The organism is Streptomyces sp. NPDC086080 (assembly GCF_044540255.1).
Classification (GTDB): domain Bacteria; phylum Actinomycetota; class Actinomycetes; order Streptomycetales; family Streptomycetaceae; genus Streptomyces.
Genome location: NZ_JBITRU010000053.1, coordinates 1 through 22,179, shown reverse-complemented (window position 1 = coordinate 22,179; position 22,179 = coordinate 1). Strand labels below are relative to the sequence as shown.

Sequence of the window (22,179 nt, the reverse complement as noted above, 5' to 3'; positions counted from 1 at the left end):
CGCGCCGTGTCCGGCGACACGGATCGTGTCCGTGGGCCGGGGATGCGGGGGCGGGTTTCCTCACGCGGTATCGCCACCGCATCTGCCGAGTCGTCGGGCTCCGGGCGGCCGTCAGTCCTGCGGACCGGCCCCGGACGTGGACAGCCACGACAGCCTGGTTCGTCCGCGGCCTCCGCCGACTCGGCCTGAGCAGGGCGGAGGGACGGCGGCACTGCTTCTCAGGGGGATGCCCCCCTGTTCCGCGCTGCGGATTTCCCCACCCGCGAATCGGCGGGCAGCCAGAGTGACGTCCCCGCGGCGCACGCCTAGCGTTGTGGCGCATGTCACCCTCCCTCATCGCCTCGGGCGTGGGCAGACGCGCCGGTGTGGCAGTCCTGTTGGCGGCCCTCGTCGTGCCCGTCGCTCCGGTCGCCGCGCAGCCGCAGCCGCCCGCTGCCCGGCAGTACGCCGCCTGCGGACCGCACGGCGCCTTACGTCAGGCGCTGCACACGCTCACCGGCCGCGACCGGATCACCGGTGCCGCGGTCCTGGTCACCGATGCCACCGCGGGCGCGTCCTGCGGGAGTTGGACCGGGGCCGCGGGGACGGCCGATCTCCGCACGGGCCGCCCGATGAACGCGACCGACCGGTTGCGCGCGGGCAGCATCACGAAGACGTTCACCGCGACGGTCGTGCTCCAGCTCGCCGCCGAACACCGGATCGCGCTCGACGCTCCCGTCGACCGCTACCTGCCCGGTCTGATCCGGCGCAACGGCTACGACGGGCGGCGGATCACGGTACGGCAGCTGCTGCGGCACACCAGCGGGCTGCCCGACTACCTCGACGCCCCCGAGTGGCAGGACGCCGAACGCAACCGGTACCGCCACGTCGAACCCGGCGAGCTCGTCGCCGGCGCCCTCGCCCTGCCGCGTCCGCGCGGCGAGTGGCACTACGCCACCACCAACTACCTCCTCGCGGGCCTGATCATCCGCGAGGTCACCGGCCGCCCTCCGGAGGCGGAGATCACCCGCCGTGTGATCCGGCCCCTCGGGTTGCGCGACACGTACTGGCCCGGGGACGACACGCGCATCCACGGGCCGCACTCGCGCAGTTACTACACCCGCGAGGACGGCCGCCCCGCCGACGGCACCGCCTGGAACATGACCTTCGGCGGGGTCGGCGGCGCCCTGGTCTCCACACCCACGGACCTGACCCGGTTCATCACCGCGCTGCTCGGCGGCCGTCTGCTGCCCGCCGGCCAACTGGCCGAGATGCGGCGGACGGTGGCCGCCGACCCCGACCGGCTGTGGCCCGGCGCCCGCTACGGGCTCGGCCTGATCGCCTCCCCGCTGCGCTGCGGCGGCTCGTGGTGGGGGCACGCGGGGACCGTGCCGGGAGGCCACCGGGCACTGACGGCCGTGGGCCCCGGCGGGCGGAGCGTCGCCGTCGCACTCAACCAGGTACCGGCCACACTGCGGGCCGAACAGGACTTCCTCGACCTGGTCCAGACCGCCTTCTGCGAGGACCGGCCTTCCGGAGGAACAGAACCTGCGAAAGGGGAACACCAGTGATCCGCTCAGCCGTCCGTTCGCCGCGGGACGCTTCGGGAACGGCGAGGAAGGCCGCCCTGGGCCTGGCCGCGACCGCTCTCGCCCTCACCACGCTGCCCGCCGCGGCCCTCCCGGCCCAGGCGGCCTCCGACCCCCTCGCCCGCTACCACCACCAGCGCCTCGACTGGAAGAGCTGCGTACTCGGCCCGGACGACACGGCCGGCAAGGAGCTGGAGCAGGCGGGCGCCCGGTGTGCCGACGTGACCGTGCCTCTGGACTACGACGAACCCGACGGCCGTACGATCACCGTCGCGATCTCCCGGATCCGCGCCACCGACACCGCCGGCCGCGTGGGCCCGCTGCTGCTCAACGGCGGCGGCCCCGGCGGACAGACCCTCGGTGACCCGCCGTGGGTGCGCCAGGCGATGAGGGAAGTCGGCGCACGCTACGACGTGGTGGGTGTGGACCCCCGCTTCGTCGGCCGCAGCACCCCGCTGGACTGCCACTGGCCGACCGGCTCCGCGTTCCGCGGAGCGGGCTTCGACCGCGCCGGCTTCGACCGTGTGTCGGCGTTCTCCGAGGACCTCGCCCACCGGTGCCGGCAGCGCGCCGGTGACGTGCTGCCGTACGTCACCACCCGCAACACCGCCCGCGACCTGGACGTCGTCCGCGCCGCGCTCGGTGAGCGGCGGATCTCCTACCTGGGGTACTCGTACGGCAGTTACCTGGGCGAGGTGTACGCCACGATGTTCCCCGGCCGCACCGACCGGGTCGTGCTGGACGGTGTCGTGGACCCGGGGCGCTACGGTCCCCGGCTGCTGCTGGGCACCGAGAAGGCCAACCGCCGTGCGCTGGAGCGCTGGGCCTCGTGGGCCGCCGCCCGTGACACGACCTACGGCCTGGGCCGTACCCGTGGGGCGGTGCTGGCGACTGTGGACCGCGTCCAGACCGCCGCCGCCCGCACACCACTGCGGCTCGGCGACCACCGGGTGGACGAACACGTCGCTCCCCTCGTGGTGTTCACCGGTCTCTCCCAGGACAACGACACCGCCCACGGCGACTTCGCGCAGGGGGTGCGGGACATGCTGCGCGCGGCGGAGGGACACCGGGTCGTCGTCCCGTCCCCGTGGCTCGCCGAGGTTCTCGGGTTCACGCTGACCGGGGCCGACTCCCCCTACGGCAGCGTCCAGACCGCGATCCTGTGCGGGGACGTCGCCGCCCCGCGGGACCCGGAGGTCTACTGGCGCGATGTCCGGCGCGCACGCGTGCGGGACGCCTTGTTCGGCCCCGTCACGCACAACCTCACCCCCTGCGCCTTCTGGGACCCGCCCCGGGAGCGGCCGACCACCATCAGGGACGACCTGCCGGCCCTGCTCGTCAACGCCACCGGAGACCCGCGCACCACCTACGACGGCGCCACAGCGGTGCGCCGGATGTGGCCCTCCTCCCGTCTGATCACCCTGCGCGGCGCCGATCAGCACGCGGTGTACGGCGTCCACGGCACCCCGTGCGTCGACATCACGGTCAACGCCTACCTCGCCACCGGCCGCCTCCCGGCACGGGACGTCACCTGCGGGGCGCACCCGGTGGGCGCCCCAGGTGGCGAGTGACGGCGTGACGGCGTGGCGGCGGAGTCGGGGTGCCGGGGGGCCGGAGGGTGCCGGCTTACGGGCGCGGCTTCACGAGCGGACCAAGCGCGTGCACGCGTCCCGCACCGCACACAGCAGACGTCCCGCGATGCCGCGCGAGGCTGCCGCTCTGCGTGCTCCGGCAAAGTAATCCGCGCTGCTCAATTGCCCGTTGACCCACCGGTTGGCGGTGTCCGTGTCCTTTTGGGTCATGGTGAGTGTGTGCTTGCTGGGACTCATGCCTGCCCCCGAGTAGGTCGGAATGCTTCGCGTAACCGTTCTACACAAGGAAGGTGTAACCGTGTGCGCACATCCACAAACTGACCGTGTTCGCGGTGCGTCATGAGGAGGCACTTTCGGGGTCGTTCACCGAAGGTGTGTTCTGACTCGGCACATTGGCTCCCGGCTGGGCTCCGGGCTTTCTCAACTCCTTCACGACGCCGATCAGGTTCACGACCGACTTGAGGCGCTTGTCCTCCCGGAAGGCCGCGGGAACATGTCCCGGCTTGAGCGCCTGGATCATGAGGAGACCCTGCCGCTTCGAGCCGGCCCGCACGGGAATGAAAAGGGCGCTACGACAATCGTCGGCCATGTAGATGCGTTCGCGGTCGGGGTCCTTCCGAATGTCCGGGACCAGACGCCCGGAACCGGAGAGGGCAGCTTCCACGAGAAAGCTTCCCTTTTCCGCACCTCGCTCGAACTTGTCCTGGAAGTGATGGTGGGACGCGCGCTCGTTGGCGTATTCGAGATGGAGTTCGGTGTTGTCCGCGGACAGCCAGTACAGGCCGCTTGCCGCGTTGGCGTGCACCAGTTCACCTGCGGTTTCCACGAGCCGGTTCAGGAGGGTCCGGCGCCTCTCCTCGAACTCCGCGGGGTCGACGAGCATTTTCCCCACCAGGAACGAAAGCGGCTCGAGAGCGGCTTCGAGAACCACTGACCTGTCGACTTCGATCTTCTTCTGGCCGGTGTTCAGGGTGAAGAAGGACGCCGTGAAGGCGCACACCACGCAGGTGACGATGTAGTAAAGACCCAGACTGTTCGCCGCGAAGGCCGGGACCGTGGGAAGTCCGACGGATACAGCAGTGAGGGCGGCCACCCCCCAGGGCTTGATTTTTCTGGGGCCCAGCAATTTGTTCAGCACCAGTGCAGATACCCCTTCGTGGATAATGTCGCCGTGATGTCACTGGTGACGGCATCGCGTTATGTCCGGTTCCTGAACGGATGAGAAATTGCTCCGACGGATGAACAAGGAGCGATGAAGCACAGGTGGCGCACTGCGTGGGGAGAACGCGCCCCCCGGGTGCTCTTGTGCCGGGCTTGTACTGGGCTCGTGCTGCGCGGCCCCAGCGCCGGCCGCGACACGACACGCCACGCCACGCCACGCGGGGAGAGGGTGCGGTGTCAGCCGTGCCGGCCCGGCCCGTGGTGAAGGGGAAGCTTCCGCGCCAGCAAGTGGGCGTCGAGGAAGCCCCGCTCGGAGGCCGGGTCGTGGAGCAGCCGGGCGAACGTGACGAGCCCGGCCCCGGCCAACAGCTCGGCAAACCGGTCCGCCGGCCAGCTGTAGGCGGGCGTCACCTTGTGGTCGAAGCGGACCGGCTCGGGCGCGTCGGTCGCGAAGAACGAGACCAGGAGCAGGCCCCCTGGTGTGAGGACACGCGCCTGCTCGGCGAGCAGCGCGGGTAGTTCCCCAGGAGGGGTGTGGATCATCGAGTAGTGGGCCAGCACTCCGCCGAGCGCGCCGTCCTCTATGGGGAGTGCCTCCATCCGTGCCTCGTCGAATCGCAGCGCAGGATGGGCCCACCGGGCGTGGTCGACCATGGCTGGGGAGAGGTCGAGCCCGAAGGCGTCCAGCCCCAGGTCGTGCAGCATGGCTGTCAGATGTCCGGGCCCGCAGCCGACGTCGGCCACCCGCGGTTTCCCCGCCCTCCGCACCAGCTCGGCGAAGGTGGCGATCATGTTCCGCGAGAACGGCTGCGTCTCCAACCCATTGGCGAACAGCGACGCATACAGCTCGACGACCCCGTCGTAGGCCGCCCTGGTCTCGTCCTGATGCTCCGCCACGGGAGGAAGTTAGCACCCCCGTTCGCCGCTGCTTCTCCAACGATCCCGCGCCCGATCCCGCGCCCGATCCCGCGCCGTCGCACCGGGGCCCGGTCGGCGTGGCGTCCGGGCCCCCCACGGGACGGGAATGTCAGCGTTTCATGAGGGCGAAGACGCCCCAGCCGAGGTACTCACGCCCGCAGCGGGCGTAGCGGGCGGGCTCGGTGGTGAGTTCTTCCCGTACTTCGGGGGCGAGTTCGTCGTCCGGGTTCCGGTCGAGCCAGCGGCGCATGGTGAGCCACTGGGCCGCGGTGTAGCGGTCCCAGCTGTCCTGGTCGGCCAGCGTCATTTCCACGACGTCGTAACCGAGTTCCTGGAACTGCTCGATCAGTTCCGGGAGGAGCAGGAAATCGGTGACGACGGTGGCGTGGGACGCCTTGGCGGTCTCCTCGTCCGGAGGGGTCTGCCGCCAGAACGGCTCGCCGATCAGCATCAGTCCTCCGGGGCGCAGGCTGCGATCGAGCAGTTCGGTCGTACCGGCGACACCGTTGCCGATCCACGTGGCGCCGACGCAGGCGGCCAGATCGACCGGCTCGTCCGCGACATGGCCGGCGGCATCACCGTGGATGAACTCGACACGGTCGGCGACGCCGAGTTCGGCGGCGCGGGCCCGGGCCTGCTCGGTGAAGACCGTACTGAGGTCCACCCCGGTGCCCGTGAAACCCAGGTCACGCGCCCAGGTGCACAGCATCTCGCCCGAGCCGCTGGCCAGGTCGAGTACCCGTGTCCCGGGTGCGAGGTGAAGGGATTCGCCCAGGGCGGCGAGCTTGTCCGCGGTCAGCGGGTTGTGGATCCGGTGACTGCTCTCACGGATGGTGAAGATGCGGGGAATGTCCATGACCAGGTTCCTTTCCTTCATGCCTTGAAGTGCGGGGACTGCTTGAGGGCGCGCACGTGGCGCGCGATCTGCTTCTTCGGCCATTCCCGCTCGGTGCGCAACGCCGCGTCGGCGGGAGGCCGCGTAGGTGTTCTCGCGCCGCAGCCGGTGGTAGCTGTCGAGGCGCCGCCGGGTGAGGCGACCGTCCTCGACGGCGGCCAGCACCGCGCAGCCCGGTTCGGTGGTGTGGGCGCAGTCCGCGAACCGGCAGTCCCGGGCCACTTCGGTGAGTTCGGCGAAGGTCTGCTCCAGGCCTTCGCTGGCGTCGTGCAGGCCCACGCCACGCAGGCCCGGGTATCCAGAAGGACCCCGCCGTGGGGCAGCGGCAGCAACTCCCGCCATGCGGTGGTGTGCCGGCCCTTGCCGTCCCTGCCGCGCACCGCGCCGGTGGCCAGGAGGTCCTCGCCCAGCAGGCGGTTGCCGAGGGTGGACTTGCCCGCGCCCGGTGTGCCGACCCCGCCTCGGCCGCCGAGGCGGGGTCGGCACACCGGGCGGCCTTGGTGAGCGACACGGTGGAGCGGACCACAGCGGTCCGGCGCTTCAGAACCTCTGCCACGGTGGCGGAGGTCCCCGCCGGCCGGCCGGACGGCCACCCAGTCGCCGGTGCACGGCGTCAACCGGTCACCGGCGCCCGACGCGGGTACGGCCACGTCTGGACGCCCTCCGGTGCGGGGCGTTCCGCCGGCAAGCCGATCGTTTCCGGCGGCGGCCGGTGCCGCGATCGCTCATCTCTGAGGTTGTTCTCCGCGCCGCGGCCCCGGCTCCTCGGGCGGATCACCTGACGGTGGCGCCCGACGAGAAGCGGCAGACCGGAACCGGCAGTGCACGGCTCGGGCCTCGGTGGCTCCGGTGGCTCGGGCCCCGGGTGGCCTCCTCCGGGGTGAGCGGAGGAGGCCACCCGGGGAGCCAGGTGCTCAGCGGTTGGTCCACAGGTTCCACGTCCAGGGCCACATCTTGCCCTCGGCACACTGGTAGCGGTCCCAGTGGCCGCGGTCGATGCCCTGCTGGCCGGCGGTCTGACAGCCGCCCAGGGTCATGTACTTGCCGCGGTGGACGTCGAGGCTGTCGGCCGCCTGGACGGCGGTCACCTGGTGGGATGCCGCGGTGGGGGCGGCGACGACCGGCGCTGCCGCGCCCAGGCTGCCGAGTCCGACCACGGCGAGGGCTGCGATGGCGGTCAGTGCGCTGCGTACACGCATGGGGACGTTCCTTTCGGTAGGGGGTCGAGTCGGGCCGTGCGCCATCCATCCGCACGGCCCCCGGTGCCGGCAACGCTCACCCTCGGGGGTGATTCGCTCAGCCGGTATGCCGAGTTTGCGCAGGAAACGGCACCCCTACAACCAGATCCCGTTTGCTTCACCAATGTCGGGATAAATACAGTCCCGGCCTGCTGGGACGTGCCCGTCCCGGGACATGGGACTGCCGGCGGGACGCGGTGGTCCCCCCTTTGCGGAAAGGCGCCGATCGATGACCGGCCAACCACCAGATCACCGCGCGGCAGCACGGAAGCTGGGAGACGCCCTGCGGAGTCTGCAGCAGCGGTCCGGACTCCCACTGCGCAGCCTGGAGACTCAGGTCAGCATCAGCGACTCGTCGCTCTCCCGTTATTTCCGGGGCGAGACCGTGCCCACCTGGTCCGTGGTGAGCGGCCTGTGCCGGGCGTTGGGCGCGGACCCCGCCGAGTACCGCGCCCTGTGGGAGTCGGCCAACCCCGCTCGCCACGACGCGCCAACCGCGACCGGTGACAACGGCCCGGCTGCCGACCCGTCAACCCTCCTCCGCCCCGCCCGACTGCGCCAACTGCGTTGGCTGCGCGGGCCCTGGTCCCGTCCCCGGGTGATCGCCGCGGCCGCTGTCGCTGCCGCCACGGGTGCCCTCGCCACGGGACTGCTGCTCCGGTTCCCTGCACAGGGTGGGCCCGGTGCCATGCCCGCGCAGGGCGCCACGGCAAGCGCCGGCGTCGTCGTGCACAACGTCGAGGAGGAATGCCAGAAACCCCGCACACCCACCTGCGCGCTGTCCCTGGCCTACAACCCGTACCGCCCCTACAACACGGCCAACTCCGCCGACCGGGTCTGGCACCGCGACCTCCTCCAGGCCCGCTGCACCATCGCCAACGGCGTGACCGTCACGGATGAGAACCACAAGCACACGAGCATCTGGATCCAGGTCACACGCCACGGGGAGCACCTCTGGCTCCCGGGTATCCGTGTCCACCCCGACCATCTGACCCAGCTCACCACCATCCTGCCCGCCTGCGCCCGCTAGGCAGTCCCCTTCCCGCACTGCCCGGACCGACCGCCCCAGCGACCGGGCGGCTGGTACAGGCGCAGTCCGACGGGTACGCCGGCAACGGAGACGTTGCGTACCCGTCAACGCACCCTGCCCCCAGGACCGCACCTCATCGACGTGACGTACATGAGGAGCGGTCCCCCAGCGGCGGACGGGCCGGACGTGAGCGGACTCGCCGTCCGCCCCGGCCGGGACACCCGGATGGTACCGCTGGTACCGTGGGTACCATGTCGGATCCCAAGGCGATGAACCTACGCTTCCCCGACTCGGCGCAGCGGGCGGCCATCGCGGCGGCCGCCAAGCAGGCGGGGGTCAGCATGCAGGAGTACATCCTCTCGGCCGCCTACGACCGGGCGACCGCGGTGGAGCAGCGCTTCCTGGAGGCATTCAAGGCGTCCATGGCCCGCAGCGGGGACGCCTTCGCGGCCGAGCCCAGCAGCGTCGACGCCGGCGCGGAGCAGCGGGCGCTCGAGCGGGAGGCACGGCAGGAGCTTGATCAGCCGGAGCGGGGCCGCGCCGCGTGAGCGAGCAGGAGCCTCTCCACCCGATCGACGTCACGTTCCTGCTGTACGCCGCCGAGCTCCTCGGGGGTGATCCACAGGTCGACGACTACGGACCGCTGTATGCGGCCGCGGCCCGGGTCAACGCCCGTGCGATGGAACGGGACATCTACGGGTCGCCGTACCTCAAGGCCGCCGCCCTGCTGCACACCCTGGCGAGACTGCCGTGCCTGGAGCACTCGAACGAGGCCTTCGCCTGGCACGCGACCGAGGCCTACCTGGCCCTCAACGGGCACGCTCTGGACTACCCGCCCAAGGGAGCCGTCGCGTTGGTACGCGACGCGGCCTCCGGCGCTCTCGGCGTCGCCCGGATCGCCCGGCAACTGCGTGACTGGGCTGCCGCCTGATCTTCGTGGTGACGCAGGTCCCGGGTCCGGACGCCCGATGGCATGGTCCCCGAGGGAGAAGGAGCCTGGGCCGGGGCACCTGTCGAGGCGCCCCACAGCCCTGCCTGCCCCACCCACAGCCCTGCCTGCCCCACCCACACGCCGAGCGGCATCGCCCGATGGGCCGACACGGTCGCCGAGGACGGTCGAAGCGTCCGTCGGGTCACGCGTCAGGCCTCCGGGCGATGCCTGGGACGATCGTTGCCGTCAGGTCAGGAGGTACGCCTTCAGGATCGTCGCCTCGTAGGTGTTGCCGTCGGTGTCGGTCAGGGTCGTCCTGAAGGAGACCGAGGGTGCCTTGGACGGGTGCGTCAGGGTGAGGGTCCCCTTGCCCCCGCTGGTGGTGACGGGAGTGTCGGCCCAGGTCGCTCCGTCGTCGTGGGACACCTTCACCACCAAGGACTTCAGGTGCTGGGCGGCCGGGCCCTGGAGTGAGAGCGGGACCGTGGTGCGGCTGCCGGCGAGCCTGCCACCGCGGCGGTGGCCGTGCCCGCGGAGTGGGCTGGGTACTCCGGGGCGGCGTCCGCGGCCCGCACCCCGAGCGCCGGACCGGTGTCCAATGACCCGGACTCCCGTCACGACTGCCGCGACCAGCAGGGCCATCGCTCCTGTGGATGAGTAACGGCCGCGTATCAGCCGGCCTGTCCGGGGAGTTGCTTCCGGTTGTCGACGAAGGCGCGCTGGGTGATGGCGCTGCTGTGGGTGACGGTGCCGACCGTGAAGGGGCTGTCCGCCGACTTCTCCACGATCACGTTGCGCTCGCCCAGGAAGGCCAGGGTCTTCTTGTCGAAGATCCATTCCGCGCGTTCGCCGGTGTCGTCCTGCCGCGCGATCGCGACTCCGTGACGGCCGATGGCGTCGACCGCGTCGTCCACCTTCACCACTCCGGGGATCTTGGCGGCGGCCTTGTAGAGGGCGGCCGCGACTTCGGCCGGCGGGTGGCTCTCGGTCAGCAGGTCACCGATGGCGGCGAACGCCGCCTGGTCACGGGGCACCTCGGGGTCCCGGTCCGCGTCCGACTCCCGGTAGATCCGCTCCAACAGCGCGTCGGGGTCGGTGGGCAGCTTCGCCAGGGTGTCGTAGGCCGCACTGAACGGGACCTCGCTGGCCAGGGTCATGCCCTCCTTGCCCGTCTCACCGGGCTCGATCAGCCAGCCGTCCCGGCCGTCGAGGGAATTCCACACCTGCCGGGGATGCAGCTTCTTGCTGGCCACCGTCGCCTTGTCCCCCACGATCTTGATGTAGGCGTCGGCCACCTTCGAGGCGATGTACACGTACTGGCCCTCACGCGGGCCGGGCTCCTCGGCATCGGCGGCGGCCAGGGAGATACGGTCCAGGAGCTGCGGGGCACCCTTGGCGTCCACGGTGCCGATCTCCGTGGTCAGCGCCGGGCCGGTGGCCAGGGTGGCCGCACCGCCGTCCTTGCCGCCATCGACCAGAACGGCCCCGGTCACGACCGCCCCCGCCAGCGTGAAGGCCAGCGCCGGCAGCAGGACCACGCGCCGCAGGAACGGGTTGCGCCGCCCCGCCCCGGAAGCATCCCGGCCGGCGGAGGGGGTGAGGTTGGTGGTGCGGAGGTCTTCGTGGATCCGGGCCATCATCTGCTCCTTGTGGAACTGGTGGCGGCCCGCCGGCAGATCCCTCGCGACGGAGGGCAGGAGGTCCTGGGTCTCCGTCCACTCAGCCGGAGGCGGCTGAAAGGCACTGGCGTTCATCGGTTTCCTTCCTGTGCGGACCGGATCACGTATCCGTGATCACCTCTTATCTGCCGGTTCGGGCCAGTGGGTTCCCGTTTCTCTTTCCGCTGATTCGTGCGGAGTTCGGCGTCGGCGAGCTTGCGGAGCCTGCCACGGGCGCGGGACAGCCGAGAGCGCACCGTGCCCACGGGGATCCCCAGCACCCGGGCGGCCTCCGTGTACTCCAGGCCCTCCCACAGGCACAGCGTCAGCACCTCACGTTCAGGACGCTTCAGCAGACTGAGCGCGGTCAGCGTCGCCGCGATCCGGCGCCGGTCGTCCAGCCGCCCCGCGGTCTCCTCCGCATGGTCGTCCACCTGCTCCTGGGCAGCGCCCGCGGCCGCAGCCGCCTCGGCCGCATTGCGGTAACGCCGGTTGCCGCGGTACTGGGAACGCGCGACATTCGTCGCGATACCCAGCAGCCAGGGCCGCAACGACCCCCTGTCCCGCTCCACCGACGCCCGCCGCCGCCACGCCTCCATGAACGTCGCCGACATGACGTCCTCCGCCGCCGACCAGTCCGCCGTCAGCCGGAAAGCGTGGTTGTACACCGCACGCGCATACGCGTCGAACAACTCGGCGAAGGCTGCGGGATCACCGTCCCGCACCCGGTTTCGCATATCTGTGGTCACGTCCACAACTGCCCAGCCATGCAACCGAGTTCCTGTGTCCTGCACCACACCGGGCGCGCTCGGTCGGCGCGGCGCCGACCTGACGGCCGCAACCGAGAGTCCGCCACGGCGACGAAATTGAACAGAGCCGACCGGAATCGGTACCCGATCAGTCTGATGTGTGGTTCAAAAGGTTGGTTGAAGCTTCCCCTTGATCATGGACACCCGGAGACTGGGATCTGAGGTTCCAGAGGGAGTAGTGCCAGGTGGGAAGCACGTACACGAAGCGGTACTCGGACGAGTACAAGAGGGACGCGATTGAGCTCGTGCGGTCGTCGGGTCGGACGGTGGCCGAGGTCGCCCGAGAGCTCGGGATGAGTTCGGAGTCCTTGCGGGGACGGGTGAAGAAGGACCGCGCCGCCCAAGAGCCCGGTGCGGGTGAGCGGCCGGTGCGGGTAGTGGCCGACGGGTGCGCCGACGACGGGGATGTTGCATACCCGTCAACACACCGTGTTCCCAGGACCGTACCTCATGTACGTGACGTACATGAGGTACGGTCCTGGGAGCGGTCAGGTCGCGCGGCGCAGCGGGACGACGACGTTCGTGCCCATCCGTCTCGGGTCGATCCGGTAGTACTTGATGTGGCCGATCCTCCCGGTCTCCTCGAGCCAGCCGGCTTCGAACGCGGCGCGGCCCTGAGACCCGTGCGAACGCGCTCAAAGGGCAGCGAGGCCGTCAGCGGCCGTCGCGCCTCCATCATTTTTCCTGTCGAGTACCGGGAGTACTTGCTGCGTCAGAGCGCCGGCGGTGCGGTGAACCGCCTCCGCCGCACCCCGGCAGGATGGGGCTGGCAGGGAGACTCAAGCACCAACTACGACCTGCTCACCACTGCCTTCCCACAACCTGACTCTTACCGCGCTGACGAAAACAAGCTGGACGCACGCGAGCCGCTGGAAGAGAACTTCCCGGACCATGAGGCCTACCAGCAGGCGTGGAAGCAGTGGGACGCGGAGTACGAGGTGTTCCAGGAGCGCAAGACGTCCGGCGCCGTGTTCATCCAGGAAAACGGCTGTGGCTTCTCGACCCTGCTCGTCGTCACTGGTCCGCACCGAGGCACGATGTGGTTCGGCGGCCGCGCGACCTGTGACCAGATTCTTCCGCTGAACCTGGACGGTCGGCCGGTGCCGTTCACGGACTGGCTCGGTCGGAGTTCCGTGGATCTGCTCGACTGGTGAACGCACCGAGCCGATACCCGGCCAGGCCAGGTCAGGAGCGGTCAGGTCCCTAACCGCCTGGTGCCGACTCTTCCAGCGTGGCACGGACGGCCTCGGTGACCAGTTCTCGTCCGAGTCCACGTGGGTGAAGTCGGTGCTCGCCGGGTGGTGCGCTCGCAGACGAGACTGGCCTTCGTCAGGGGTACGAGCTTGAGGTCGTGGAGACGGTCGGTTCGGCCGCCCTCGGTGAGACGCTCGCGGCAGTCGGCCAGCACACGGTGATGGAAGCCGGGAACGGCCAGCTCGTACGTGAAGTCGATGCGGCAGCGAACCGGTGCGACCCGGGTGCCCGCTCGCGTCATCCGCAGGTCCAGCAAGGGACTTGCTCGCTACGCGCCTCCCCCACATGGCGGCGGTGCGAGGTGGGTGCCCTCGGCTATTACGGCGTAATAGCCGAGGTGTGTGGCGGGGCAGCGTGACGGCACACGAGCTCGGCGCGATCGCGAAACGCCACTTCACCGTCCCGGTCCTCAACCGGTGCGGGGCTGACGTGGTCAACTATGGAACTGGAGTAGGAGCGGGTTCCCCGGAGTTCTCCCTGGTCGCGTAGCTGCATCTCAGCAGCTCAACCGCCACCTGCAGCCGGAACCTCAGTGGTGCAGGATTCTGCCAGTGCTAACAGGATTTCTGGAGAAGCTCGTGTATCTGCCGTGTCATGGTGGATTCCAGGACACACCTGCTGTCCGTCGTACGGCCCCGAGCGGGTGGCGACGCGGACAGTCCCGCCGTGGAGCCGGAGCTGGAGCCGGGCCTGGCGGAGGTCGTCACGCTGCAACGACGGCAGTCGGCCGCGCTGACCGACGGGGACGAGGAGTCCTTCTTCCTGGACACCGTCGCCGAGTACCAGTGGGCCCGGGACGCGGCCGGGCTGGCCGCGACCACGCTGGACCGTCTGGTCAAGCCGGTCATCGAGATCTGCCAGCACTACGGCCTGGTGCCGTGGCGGCTGACGCCGCGGCAGGTCGACCGGTACTTCGCCGGGCCTGGCAAGCGCGGCCGCTCCACGGTCCGGCAGAAGATGAACCAGATCGACCACTACTTCGCGTTCCTCGAACAGCGTTATGCCGGAGAGATCGCCCGGAGGTTCGGGGCTGCCGTCGAGTCGCCCATCGATCCGTTCAACCGACCGAAGCACCGAGGGGACTTCGGGCTACGGGTGCCGCCGTCGCAGCGGGCCACCCGGGAGTTCTTCGCCCGCTGGCGCAACTCGCTGGAGGACGCCCGCAAGCCGGTCATCGCCCGCCGCGACTACGTGATGGGCAAGCTCACCTACATCTCCGGGGTACGGGCCGCCGAGCTGTGCGGCGTGTGCATCGGAGATGCGCATTGGGAGTCCGGGCAGTGGGGTCGCTTCCTGGTCAACGGCAAGGGCGCCCGCGGTTCCGGCCCCCGGCAGCGAGAGGCGTATCTGTTTCAGGAGGGCCGTGATCTGCTGTGGTGGTACATCGAGGAAGTCCGCGGCGAGTTCAGCGACGACCCAGAGGACCCACGGGCGCCGCTGTTCCCCTCCGAACGTCTTCCGCCGGCGGTCTCCGCGCTGAACATGCCGACGCCAGGCACCGCGGTGACACCCTCGACGTTCCGGAAAGCACTGAAGACGGCCGGGCAGCGGTTCCTCACCGGCCCGGTCACCCACCTCCATCCCCACTTGCTCAGACACGCTGCGGCGACCCACAACTACGAGCGCGGGATGTCGCTGTGGGAGGTACAGAAAATGCTCGGACATGACCGGCCAACGACCACGGTTTCGTACCTCGCCACCGCCCACGCGGACCCGGAGGCGGCGAGTCTGGCCGCCTCCGGGCGGGCCGTGCAGCGACTCATGATGGACAAGGGGAATCTGCGGTGAAGTGGAATCTGCGCTGGGCGGCGGCCAAGCGTGACATCTGGCGGCCCAGCGACCTGCTGGCCGCGTTCCAACAGGTTGGCTTCAGCCCGTCGTTGAGCAAGGTCGCCGCCTTGTGGGGAGGCAAGCCGATCTCGGTGAGACTGGACGATCTGGACAAGATGTGTGCCGCGCTGAACTGCACGGTCGCCGATCTGCTGGAGGCCGAGCCGCTGGCTGTCGCCGACGGAGGTGAGCGGGAGACCGGCAAGCGGGCGGTCGGGGCCGAGGGCGAAGGGAACCGGGCGGTGCGGCCGACCCCGCGCAGAAGTCAGGGCCGCTCGCGCCGGTCGCTGCCGCCGAACTGACGCCATGGCACAGCGCAAGGCATGGCCCATCGGGCAGTGCCGGGTCTGCCTGGGGTGGGGCGAGAAGCCGCAGTACGCCGACTGCGTCGCCTGCTCGTCCTGGCGACAGCTCCACCCCGAACAGGCCACCTGCCGCCGCTGCGGGCACGTCAGCCACCTCAACACCGACGGGCTGTGCCGGCTGTGTCTGCAGGTCATCCGGACCTTCGACGCCGAATGGATCGCTGTACCTGTCGCCGGGCAGCCGTGTCAGCTCGCGCTGATCCTGCCCGGTATCCGTCCGCCCCGGTCACAGCCGATCGACCGCCCGCTGAAGGGGCGGTCGCGCGACGCGAGTCGCCCGCGGTCCTGGCTGGAGCGTCAACGGATCGCAGCGGCCGGGCCAAGCGACGACCCGTGCGTGTGTCCGCCGGCCGTACGCGGCCAGCTTCTTCTGTTCCGTCCCCGTCGGCGCCTCGCTCAGAAGCATGTCCGGCGCATCCGCGACCGGGACCTCGCCGACTACGACCGCCTGCAGGCCATCGCCATCGCCCAGGCCGCCGAGCAGGGGCTGAGCAAACAGTGGTGGCGGGTGGCCTGCTGGATGCTCCGGCTGGCCCTGGCCGTCCGGGACGCCGACGGCGAGGACTTGGTCGCCGAGGAGATACTCGACGATCTGCCCCGCAGCCAGAGCGCCGCTGCCGACATTCTGCGCGAGGCTGGGATTCTTCGCCCGCGCCGACGCCGCCGTCCGGTCGTCCCGCCCAAGCCGCACCGCAGTTGTCGGCACTGCGACTGCTGGGGATTCCGCTCGCTCTGTTCCGGCTGCAACTGTTGGGGCAAGCACCCGGTCGGCGACTGCCACCGCTGCGGACGCCGGGACGTCCCGCTGCTGGACGGGATCTGCCGGGCCTGCTGCCTCCACATCGACCACCACGGCCCCGGTGCCCGGGACGAGACGTGGACCCAGCTGTGGTTCGGCGGCGATCTCGCGCCCAGGCTCGCGATCCGCCCCGGGGCGCTCGGCTATGACGCGTCGCACGACAAGGCCCGGCAACGAGCCGCCCTCGCGCGCCCGCCCGCACCGCCCGTCTCGCCGCACCTGGTCAACCCGGCCCAGACCGCGCTGTTCGACGTCCGGCGCGACTGGACCTGCATAGCCGTCGGGGAACTGGACCGCCTGCCCTCCCTCACCCCCGCCGCCCAGGCCCTGCTCGACGACTTCCGGCACCACGCACAGCAGCAGGGCTGGGACGAACAGGTACAGCGTCTCGCCGCCCGCAGCCTGCGCATCCTGCTGGCCCGCCTCGGCGCGGACGCCCCCATCCACGAGGCCGACATCCGATCCCTGCCCGCCGACCGGCCCGGCACCAGCGCACGTCGGATCCTGCAGTTCCTCACCCGCCGCGGCCTGGTCATCCCCGACCCCGCCCGCCAGGCCGACATCCACCAGTGGGCCATCGAGGAACGCATCCAGACCTTCCCCGGGCCCCTCGCGGACGAACTCCGCCGCTGGGTGATGGTCCTGCGCGGCGAGGGCCGCCGCGAGCACCCCGCGATGCCGTTCGAGACGATCCGCAAGTACCTCGGCTACCTCCACCCGGTCCTGACGGGCTGGACCGCCCGCATCACCAGCCTGCGCGAGATCACCAAGGACGACGTCCAGGACGCCCTCGCCCAGCGGCCCGGTCCTCCTCAGCGCACTGCGCAGCCTGTTCCAGGCCCTCAAGCAAGAACGACTGGTCTTCCGCGACCCCACCCGAGGTGTCTCGCTGTCCACGGCCGCGCGTCTGCCCGTGCCGATCCCCACCGACCGGCTCCGCGGCCTGGTCGACCGCGCCGGCACGCCGATGGCCAAGTTCGCTGTCGCGCTCGTCGCCGTCCACGGCCTCGGCCGACGCGAGACCTGCCACCTCCTCCTGGCCGATCTCGACCTTGCTCGCGGCCGTCTGACGGTCCGGCGGGACCTGCGGCACACCGTCTACCTCGACGAACTCACGCACACCCTCGCGAAGGACTGGCTCCGCGACCGTCACCAGCGGTGGCCTCGCACGGCCAACCCCTACCTTCTGGTCAGCCAGCAGACCGTGGCCGACGACCGGCTCCCGCCGGTCTCCACCATGGTCATGAACGACGTCTTCCGTCCTCTGGGCCTGAGCCCGTCCAAGCTCCGCCAGGACCGCATCCTCGACGAAGCCCGCCACACCGCCGACCCGGTCCACCTCATGCGCGTCTTCGGCATCGCCGCCGAGACCGCGATGAAGTACATCTACACCGCCCACCCCGAACGCCGGTCCACCCTCTGGCGATGATGCGAAGTCCAAGGCCGACCCCGTCCGAGCGCGGTGTGTGTCCCCGGTGCTGCAATGTCGCCCGCATCGCCGACTGGGTCGGCACCACACCGACAGCCCGCCGCCGAGCCAGCCGATTCACGCGCGGTGCACAGCCGCCGCATGGCCCCGTCGAGATCACCAACAGGATCGCCTGGGAGACGGCACCGCCTCCCGGCTCCCGGGTATCTGCGTCTCAACGTTCGTCTGGGCGGGCGAAAGTTGCTCCGCTCGACTTCCACGCAGGCACGATGGTCTGTTTCAGGTGCTCGATGTGGTCATCGAGGCCGGTCCACAGTTCGGCCTCCTCGGGGTGCCACACTCGCGCCCCCCAGTCGTCCTCGATCCGGCCGAGCAGCCACTTCACGTACGAGCGGACGACACCCCGGCGCTCCGCGACGCGCGCGAAGCGCGCTGCCTGAGCTGTCTGGCCGTCCTGCCCTGCCATGGCGGCAAGAAGGTCCATGACCGCGTAGAAGGAGAGCATGGCCTCCGTAGCCCGGTGCACGCATGCGCGCAGGAACTGGGCATGAGCCTGGCTCTGGCGGCGGCGCTTCCCCGGCAGGAGCGAGGTACGGCTGAATGGATTGGCCTTCTTCAGGTTCTTGAAGTTCGGAATGCGCGGGCGCCTGTCTTCACCGGCCTCGCGAACGATCAGACTGTTCAGCAGCAGAGTGAATGCCGAGCAGTCGGCTTCGACCTCCCGCCGGGTCTCCTCAGGCAGGTCCGACAGGAACGGCGCCAGTGCCGCGTCCGGATCCGCTGCGAGGAAGTGGCCGCCCTGGATGTGGTGAAGTTCGTGCGAGAGGAGGAATCCAGTGCAGGCGGCATATGTGGTGCTCGCATCCACACGCTCCTCCGCCAGCACTCTGTCTCCCGTAGGGATGATCGACCAAGGCTCGGTGGCACCGTTGGTAACCCAGGCTCGCAGGTACGAGTCGATGCAGTCATCAAGCCGCTGGACCAACCGTGTTCCCACGATGTAGTCGCTCTCCTCCAGCTCCCGGCTGCCGGGTCCATACATGCTCATAAGCTCACGGAAATGCTCCTCGCCGGGCTTGTGACGCAGCATCTCGTAGTGCAGGAGCACCGTGGGCAGCGCCCACATGAGGACTGCCATCAACTCGCTCACAATCGGGGACACCGCGATGAGGTATGCCGGCTCCCGGCCGTCCACCTCGTGCTCGATGACCTGGCATTCCACGGCAGCGGAGGGCACGACGAACGCCTCCACTCGGCTGGCCAGCCGGCCAGCCTCCTCCCAGTCCCGCATGGTGCCGTCTTCGCGTGGCGAGAAGGCGTACGCCAGCAGCGCTCCGTCCAGCGTGTGCCGGAGTACGTTGTTGATCGCCACGTACCGCGACCAGTCGTGCGGCAGTGTGGTCCCTGGTTTGGCCGTACGGAGGAACTTCACGTCGGCGAATGCCCGGGCGAGGCTTATCGCCTCTTTGGCCAGTTCAGCGTTCTGGTACTTCGCGAACAGAATGCTGCGGCTATAGCTCTCTTCAGGCACCGGAACCGCCAGGAGCGGGAGGAACGGTGGGCTGCTGTTCCTGCTCCCGGCCACTCACCGTGCCGACCGCGCCGAGCAGGGCCTGCCCGATGCCCTCGGCGTCACGGACTTCAACTTCGCCGTTGGGGTTACGGATGACGACCATTCCGCGTGGTAGTGAACCGTCTGCCTTAACGACGACGCCGTCCGCGCCCAAGGCGTCGACCAACACTCCCCGTTTGAGCTGACGCCTGAGCACGCTGATGAGATGGGTCAGCGCGGTCAGGGACGCGGACGCCGCGAACAGTACTTCGGCCAGCGGCACGCTGCCGTGAGCCGGCAGCCTCCTGCCACGCATCCCGGACTCGGCCAGCATCACTTCCGCCTGATCCGCCTCCTCTGTGCTTGTGAACAGATGAACACGGACTACTTCTTGGACATGTGCCATCGCCACCCCTCCCTCACCGGCTCATCAACCCCGGCATACCCCTGCCCCCCAACGAAAAACTGTGCTCACTCACATAGCGCCTACGCGGGACGGCCTACGAGGGGGCGGGTCCCAACAATGCCGCGAGGAGGTGGCGCACTCTGTCGCGCTGCGCGACACCGGCCGCACGGCCACATGACCGCTCTGCGCACGCATGAACCGAGCCCCCACCGACGTCTAAACTCCCAACCACACTCGGGTTCCGCCCCGTTCGCGTCCAGGAATCCGCGAACCCGCGCGCTTCCGGCTATGGCGGGATCGCCCACCCTCTCGTTTCCGACACCTACGTTGCGCTCTTCTCCCGGTTCATCCCGTGCGGGGTGTGGAAGGCCGTCTATTAGGGACAACGTGCTGCGCTTCGGCGACTACGACACCGCCCGGGCTGCCACCGGTTTCCGCACGGCTGCCTGAACCGGCCACGAACGAGTCGGCACGATGAAGCCCACGGGGAACGATCTCGATATTCCCATGGTGCTGTACCGAACGAATGACACAGTGCCAGGCATGGTGACATCCCCACTTCTGCGACAGCTCGCCCGCACCCGCCGCTTCACCCTCGGCGCACCCGCCCGTTTCACCGTGGCGCCGGACGATGCTTGTGTCCTGTTCCTGCGGAGCCGGGCCGGGGACGATCCGGTCGGGTGCCTATGGACGCTCGACCTGGCAACCGGCGCGGAGCGACTGCTGGCCGACCCCGCCGGGCTGCTCGGCGACGCGACCGATGAGGTGCCGGAGGAGGAGCGCATCCGGCGCGAGCGCGCCCGGCAGCAGGCCGCCGGGATCACCGACTATGCCACCGACACGGCCGCCCAGGTGGCCGCGTTCGCCCTCTCCGGGCAGCTGTGGGTGGTGGAAACGGGCTCCGGCGCTGTGCGGCAACTACCCGCCCGGCAGCCGGTGGTGGACCCACGCCCGTCCCCGGACGGCCGGAACATCGCCTACGTCTCCGGCGGCGTGCTCCGAATAATCGGCGCCGACGGCAGTGGCGACCGAACGGTGGCCGCGCCCGAGTCGGCGGAAGGTCCGGACGTCTTCTTCGGCCTGCCGGAGCATGCGGCGAGCGAGTCGATGGGCCGCTACCGGGCGTACTGGTGGGCACCGGACGGAGAGCGGCTGCTGACCACCCGGGTGGACAACCGGAAGGTCGGGCTGTGGTACATCACCGATCCGGCCAATCCCGCCGAGCCGCCGCGCACCATGCGCTACCCGCAGGTCGGTACTGCCAACGCCGAGGTCACGCTCTGGATCGCCGATCTGGCGGGCAACCGTACCGAGGTCCGCTGGGACCGGGCCGGCTTCGAGTACCTGCCTGCGGCCGGCTGGGACGGGCACGGTCCGTTCGCCGCCGTACTCAGCCGCGACCAGCGCACCCTCCAGGTACTGGCCGTTGACCCGGCAGACGGTACGACCAGCCTCCTGTCCGAGCGGCACGATGAGCGCTGGGTGGAACTGCTGGTGCCCGGAGTGCCCGCGCGGACAGTTACCGGTCTGCTCGTCGACTACCTCGACCGGGACGAAACCCGGCACCTGAGCATCGACGGCACCCCGGTCACACCGGACGGCCTGCAACTGCACGAGGTGCTCGCGGTGGACGGCGAGACGGTGCTTTTCACGGCAGCCGCGGAACCCACCGAGCGCCATGTGTGGAGGTACCGTCCGGGCCAGGGCATACACCGGTTGACCGAGCAGCCGGGGGTGCACTCCGGCGCATTCGGCGGCGGCACGTTTGTACACACCACGCGCACGCTGGAGCTGCCGGGCGCGCACACCGCCGTGTACCGCCTGACCAGGGACGGCCGACCGGAACCGGTTGGCCCCGCGCCCGTCGAAATCAGCTCGTACGCCCAACGCCCGCTGCTGCGACTGCGTGTCGAATCCGCCGCCGTCGGACCGCGTGAACTGCGCACACACCTCTTCCTGCCGTCCTGGCACAAGGCCGGTGATGCCCCGCTGCCGGTGCTGGTCGACCCCTACGGCGGCCCCGCGATGCAGAAGGTGATGGCCGAACAGACCTCTCACACCCTCGTCTCGCAGTGGTTCGCCGAACAGGGCTTCGCGGTGCTGGTGACGGACGGCGCCGGCACGCCCGGACGCGGGCCGCGCTGGGAGAAGGAGATCTTCGGTGACCTGATCGGCCCGACCCTGGACGACCAGATTGCCGCGCTGCACGCGACCGCCGAACGCCACCCGGAGCTGGATCTCGACCGGGTCGGCATCCGCGGCTGGTCGTTCAGCGGGATGCTCGCCGCCGCCGCGGTGCTGCGCCGACCCGATACTTTCCACGCCGCAGTGGCCGGCGCCCCGCTCACCGACCAGCATCTCTACGACGCCTGCTGGAAAGAACGCTTCCTCGGTCTGCCCGACCAATACCCGGAGCACTATGAGCTGTCCTCGCTTCTTGCCGACGCTCCAAAGCTCAGCCGCCCGCTGCTGCTGATGCACGGACTGGCGGACGACAACGTCTTCGTGGCCAGTACGCTGCAACTCTCCAGCGCTCTGCTGGCCGCGGGGAAGCCGCACGAGGTGCTGCCGCTGAGCGGGATGACACATGCCGCACCGGCCAACGACACGTTCGCCCGGCTGCTGGAGCACCAACTGGAATTCCTCCAGTGAGGTTCCCCCGAGATGCGGGAACAGATGACGGAGGGTCAGATGGGTTTTGCGAGAGGAGCCCAGACGATGCCTGCACCGAGGAAGTACCCGCT

At 69.9% G+C, this 22,179-nt stretch carries 22 protein-coding genes and 1 pseudogene; 12 read left to right on the top strand and 11 right to left on the bottom strand.

Translation table 11 applies throughout. The annotated features are described in order from the left end of the window. Window positions 1-320 precede the first annotated feature (320 nt). Window positions 321-1,550 carry a serine hydrolase domain-containing protein gene (locus ACIF9R_RS35605; RefSeq protein WP_399986834.1) on the top strand — a complete coding sequence of 410 codons (1,230 nt, stop codon included), beginning with the start codon at window positions 321-323 and terminating at the stop codon, window positions 1,548-1,550. Then, window positions 1,547-3,139, top strand: coding sequence for an alpha/beta hydrolase (locus ACIF9R_RS35600; protein WP_399986832.1), 1,593 nt, complete (start codon window positions 1,547-1,549; stop codon window positions 3,137-3,139). The genes ACIF9R_RS35605 and ACIF9R_RS35600 overlap by 4 nt, the downstream gene beginning before the upstream one ends. Before the next feature lie 358 nt (window positions 3,140-3,497). On the opposite strand, the gene ACIF9R_RS35595 is transcribed toward ACIF9R_RS35600, so the two are convergent. From ACIF9R_RS35595 to ACIF9R_RS35575, 5 genes are all read right to left on the bottom strand, one after another. Beyond that, the gene (locus tag ACIF9R_RS35595) at window positions 3,498-4,298 is read right to left on the bottom strand and encodes a GAF domain-containing protein (RefSeq protein WP_399986830.1); all 801 of its coding nucleotides are present in this window, start codon (window positions 4,296-4,298) and stop codon (window positions 3,498-3,500) included. Window positions 4,299-4,558: 260 nt separating this feature from the next. Beyond that, entirely contained in the window at window positions 4,559-5,218 is a 660-nt protein-coding gene (locus ACIF9R_RS35590; RefSeq protein WP_399986828.1) for a class I SAM-dependent methyltransferase, read from the bottom strand. A 130-nt stretch (window positions 5,219-5,348) separates the two neighbouring features. Beyond that, window positions 5,349-6,095, bottom strand: coding sequence for an SAM-dependent methyltransferase (locus tag ACIF9R_RS35585; protein WP_399986826.1), 747 nt, complete (start codon window positions 6,093-6,095; stop codon window positions 5,349-5,351). A 17-nt stretch (window positions 6,096-6,112) separates the two neighbouring features. Continuing rightward, complete coding sequence (rsgA, locus tag ACIF9R_RS35580) at window positions 6,113-6,622, bottom strand: GTPase RsgA (protein ID WP_399986824.1); 510 nt, start codon at window positions 6,620-6,622, stop codon at window positions 6,113-6,115. A 426-nt stretch (window positions 6,623-7,048) separates the two neighbouring features. Beyond that, window positions 7,049-7,333, bottom strand: coding sequence for a hypothetical protein (locus tag ACIF9R_RS35575; protein WP_399986822.1), 285 nt, complete (start codon window positions 7,331-7,333; stop codon window positions 7,049-7,051). Between the two features lie 268 nt (window positions 7,334-7,601). On the opposite strand from ACIF9R_RS35575, the gene ACIF9R_RS35570 reads away from it, so the two are divergent. The 3 genes from ACIF9R_RS35570 to ACIF9R_RS35560 all read left to right on the top strand — a co-directional run bounded on the left by ACIF9R_RS35570 (window position 7,602) and on the right by ACIF9R_RS35560 (window position 9,333). Continuing rightward, window positions 7,602-8,402, top strand: coding sequence for a helix-turn-helix domain-containing protein (locus tag ACIF9R_RS35570; RefSeq protein WP_399986820.1), 801 nt, complete (start codon window positions 7,602-7,604; stop codon window positions 8,400-8,402). A gap of 251 nt (window positions 8,403-8,653) precedes the next feature. Further along, complete coding sequence (locus ACIF9R_RS35565) at window positions 8,654-8,950, top strand: hypothetical protein (protein WP_399986818.1); 297 nt, start codon at window positions 8,654-8,656, stop codon at window positions 8,948-8,950. After that, the gene (locus tag ACIF9R_RS35560) at window positions 8,947-9,333 is read left to right on the top strand and encodes a fic family toxin-antitoxin system, toxin component (RefSeq protein WP_399986817.1); all 387 of its coding nucleotides are present in this window, start codon (window positions 8,947-8,949) and stop codon (window positions 9,331-9,333) included. Before ACIF9R_RS35565 ends, ACIF9R_RS35560 begins: the two co-directional genes overlap by 4 nt. Window positions 9,334-9,579: 246 nt before the next feature. Here ACIF9R_RS35560 and ACIF9R_RS35555 read toward each other — a convergent pair whose 3' ends face one another. Genes ACIF9R_RS35555 through ACIF9R_RS35545 form a run of 3 tightly spaced genes read right to left on the bottom strand, consistent with a single transcriptional unit; the run spans window position 9,580 to window position 11,740 of the window. Beyond that, window positions 9,580-9,975 carry a hypothetical protein gene (locus tag ACIF9R_RS35555; RefSeq protein WP_399986815.1) on the bottom strand — a complete coding sequence of 132 codons (396 nt, stop codon included), beginning with the start codon at window positions 9,973-9,975 and terminating at the stop codon, window positions 9,580-9,582. A gap of 29 nt (window positions 9,976-10,004) precedes the next feature. Next, the gene (locus ACIF9R_RS35550) at window positions 10,005-11,087 is read right to left on the bottom strand and encodes a CU044_5270 family protein (RefSeq protein ID WP_399986813.1); all 1,083 of its coding nucleotides are present in this window, start codon (window positions 11,085-11,087) and stop codon (window positions 10,005-10,007) included. Further along, complete coding sequence (locus tag ACIF9R_RS35545; protein WP_399986811.1) at window positions 11,084-11,740, bottom strand: RNA polymerase sigma factor; 657 nt, start codon at window positions 11,738-11,740, stop codon at window positions 11,084-11,086. Before ACIF9R_RS35545 ends, ACIF9R_RS35550 begins: the two co-directional genes overlap by 4 nt. A gap of 245 nt (window positions 11,741-11,985) precedes the next feature. On the opposite strand from ACIF9R_RS35545, the pseudogene ACIF9R_RS35540 reads away from it, so the two are divergent. The 5 genes and pseudogenes from ACIF9R_RS35540 to ACIF9R_RS35520 all read left to right on the top strand — a co-directional run. Beyond that, window positions 11,986-12,141, top strand: a pseudogene (locus ACIF9R_RS35540) (transposase); the annotation flags it as partial. Window positions 12,142-12,360: 219 nt separating this feature from the next. Beyond that, on the top strand, window positions 12,361-12,954 hold the full coding sequence (locus tag ACIF9R_RS35535; RefSeq protein WP_399986858.1) for an SMI1/KNR4 family protein: 594 nt from the start codon (window positions 12,361-12,363) through the stop codon (window positions 12,952-12,954). Between the two features lie 454 nt (window positions 12,955-13,408). Further along, window positions 13,409-13,543 carry a hypothetical protein gene (locus ACIF9R_RS35530; protein ID WP_399986810.1) on the top strand — a complete coding sequence of 45 codons (135 nt, stop codon included), beginning with the start codon at window positions 13,409-13,411 and terminating at the stop codon, window positions 13,541-13,543. 105 nt (window positions 13,544-13,648) lie between these two features. Further along, entirely contained in the window at window positions 13,649-14,842 is a 1,194-nt protein-coding gene (locus tag ACIF9R_RS35525) for a tyrosine-type recombinase/integrase (protein WP_399986808.1), read from the top strand. Further along, a complete protein-coding gene (locus tag ACIF9R_RS35520) occupies window positions 14,839-15,186 on the top strand; it encodes a helix-turn-helix domain-containing protein (RefSeq protein WP_399986806.1) in 348 nt (115 codons plus the stop codon). The genes ACIF9R_RS35525 and ACIF9R_RS35520 overlap by 4 nt, the downstream gene beginning before the upstream one ends. Window positions 15,187-15,475: 289 nt before the next feature. On the opposite strand, the gene ACIF9R_RS35515 is transcribed toward ACIF9R_RS35520, so the two are convergent. After that, window positions 15,476-16,894, bottom strand: coding sequence for a hypothetical protein (locus tag ACIF9R_RS35515; protein WP_399986804.1), 1,419 nt, complete (start codon window positions 16,892-16,894; stop codon window positions 15,476-15,478). Between the two features lie 67 nt (window positions 16,895-16,961). Here ACIF9R_RS35515 and ACIF9R_RS35510 point away from each other — a divergent pair, with 67 nt between their 5' ends. Further along, window positions 16,962-17,477 (top strand): hypothetical protein, encoded by a 516-nt coding sequence (locus tag ACIF9R_RS35510; protein WP_399986802.1) that lies wholly within the window; start codon window positions 16,962-16,964, stop codon window positions 17,475-17,477. A 214-nt stretch (window positions 17,478-17,691) separates the two neighbouring features. On the opposite strand, the gene ACIF9R_RS35505 is transcribed toward ACIF9R_RS35510, so the two are convergent. Continuing rightward, the gene (locus tag ACIF9R_RS35505; protein ID WP_399986800.1) at window positions 17,692-19,008 is read right to left on the bottom strand and encodes a hypothetical protein; all 1,317 of its coding nucleotides are present in this window, start codon (window positions 19,006-19,008) and stop codon (window positions 17,692-17,694) included. After that, window positions 19,001-19,441 (bottom strand): hypothetical protein, encoded by a 441-nt coding sequence (locus ACIF9R_RS35500; protein ID WP_399986798.1) that lies wholly within the window; start codon window positions 19,439-19,441, stop codon window positions 19,001-19,003. The genes ACIF9R_RS35505 and ACIF9R_RS35500 overlap by 8 nt, the downstream gene beginning before the upstream one ends. A gap of 537 nt (window positions 19,442-19,978) precedes the next feature. Between ACIF9R_RS35500 and ACIF9R_RS35495 the strand changes: the two genes are divergently transcribed. Continuing rightward, window positions 19,979-22,087: a prolyl oligopeptidase family serine peptidase gene (locus ACIF9R_RS35495; RefSeq protein ID WP_399986796.1), complete on the top strand. Its 2,109-nt coding sequence runs from the start codon at window positions 19,979-19,981 to the stop codon at window positions 22,085-22,087. Window positions 22,088-22,179: the final 92 nt, after the last annotated feature.

Excerpts from the sequence above, each read along its gene's own strand:
- ACIF9R_RS35585 (WP_399986826.1), bottom strand. The coding sequence starts at position 6,095 with ATGGACATTCCCCGCATCTTCACCATCCGTGAGAGCAGTCACCGGATC.
- ACIF9R_RS35525 (WP_399986808.1), top strand. The coding sequence starts at position 13,649 with ATGGTGGATTCCAGGACACACCTGCTGTCCGTCGTACGGCCCCGAGCG.
- ACIF9R_RS35575 (WP_399986822.1), bottom strand. The coding sequence starts at position 7,333 with ATGCGTGTACGCAGCGCACTGACCGCCATCGCAGCCCTCGCCGTGGTC.
- ACIF9R_RS35555 (WP_399986815.1), bottom strand. The coding sequence starts at position 9,975 with ATGGCCCTGCTGGTCGCGGCAGTCGTGACGGGAGTCCGGGTCATTGGA.
- ACIF9R_RS35565 (WP_399986818.1), top strand. The coding sequence starts at position 8,654 with ATGTCGGATCCCAAGGCGATGAACCTACGCTTCCCCGACTCGGCGCAG.
- ACIF9R_RS35605 (WP_399986834.1), top strand. The coding sequence starts at position 321 with ATGTCACCCTCCCTCATCGCCTCGGGCGTGGGCAGACGCGCCGGTGTG.
- ACIF9R_RS35495 (WP_399986796.1), top strand. The coding sequence starts at position 19,979 with ATGGTGACATCCCCACTTCTGCGACAGCTCGCCCGCACCCGCCGCTTC.
- ACIF9R_RS35570 (WP_399986820.1), top strand. The coding sequence starts at position 7,602 with ATGACCGGCCAACCACCAGATCACCGCGCGGCAGCACGGAAGCTGGGA.
- ACIF9R_RS35550 (WP_399986813.1), bottom strand. The coding sequence starts at position 11,087 with ATGAACGCCAGTGCCTTTCAGCCGCCTCCGGCTGAGTGGACGGAGACC.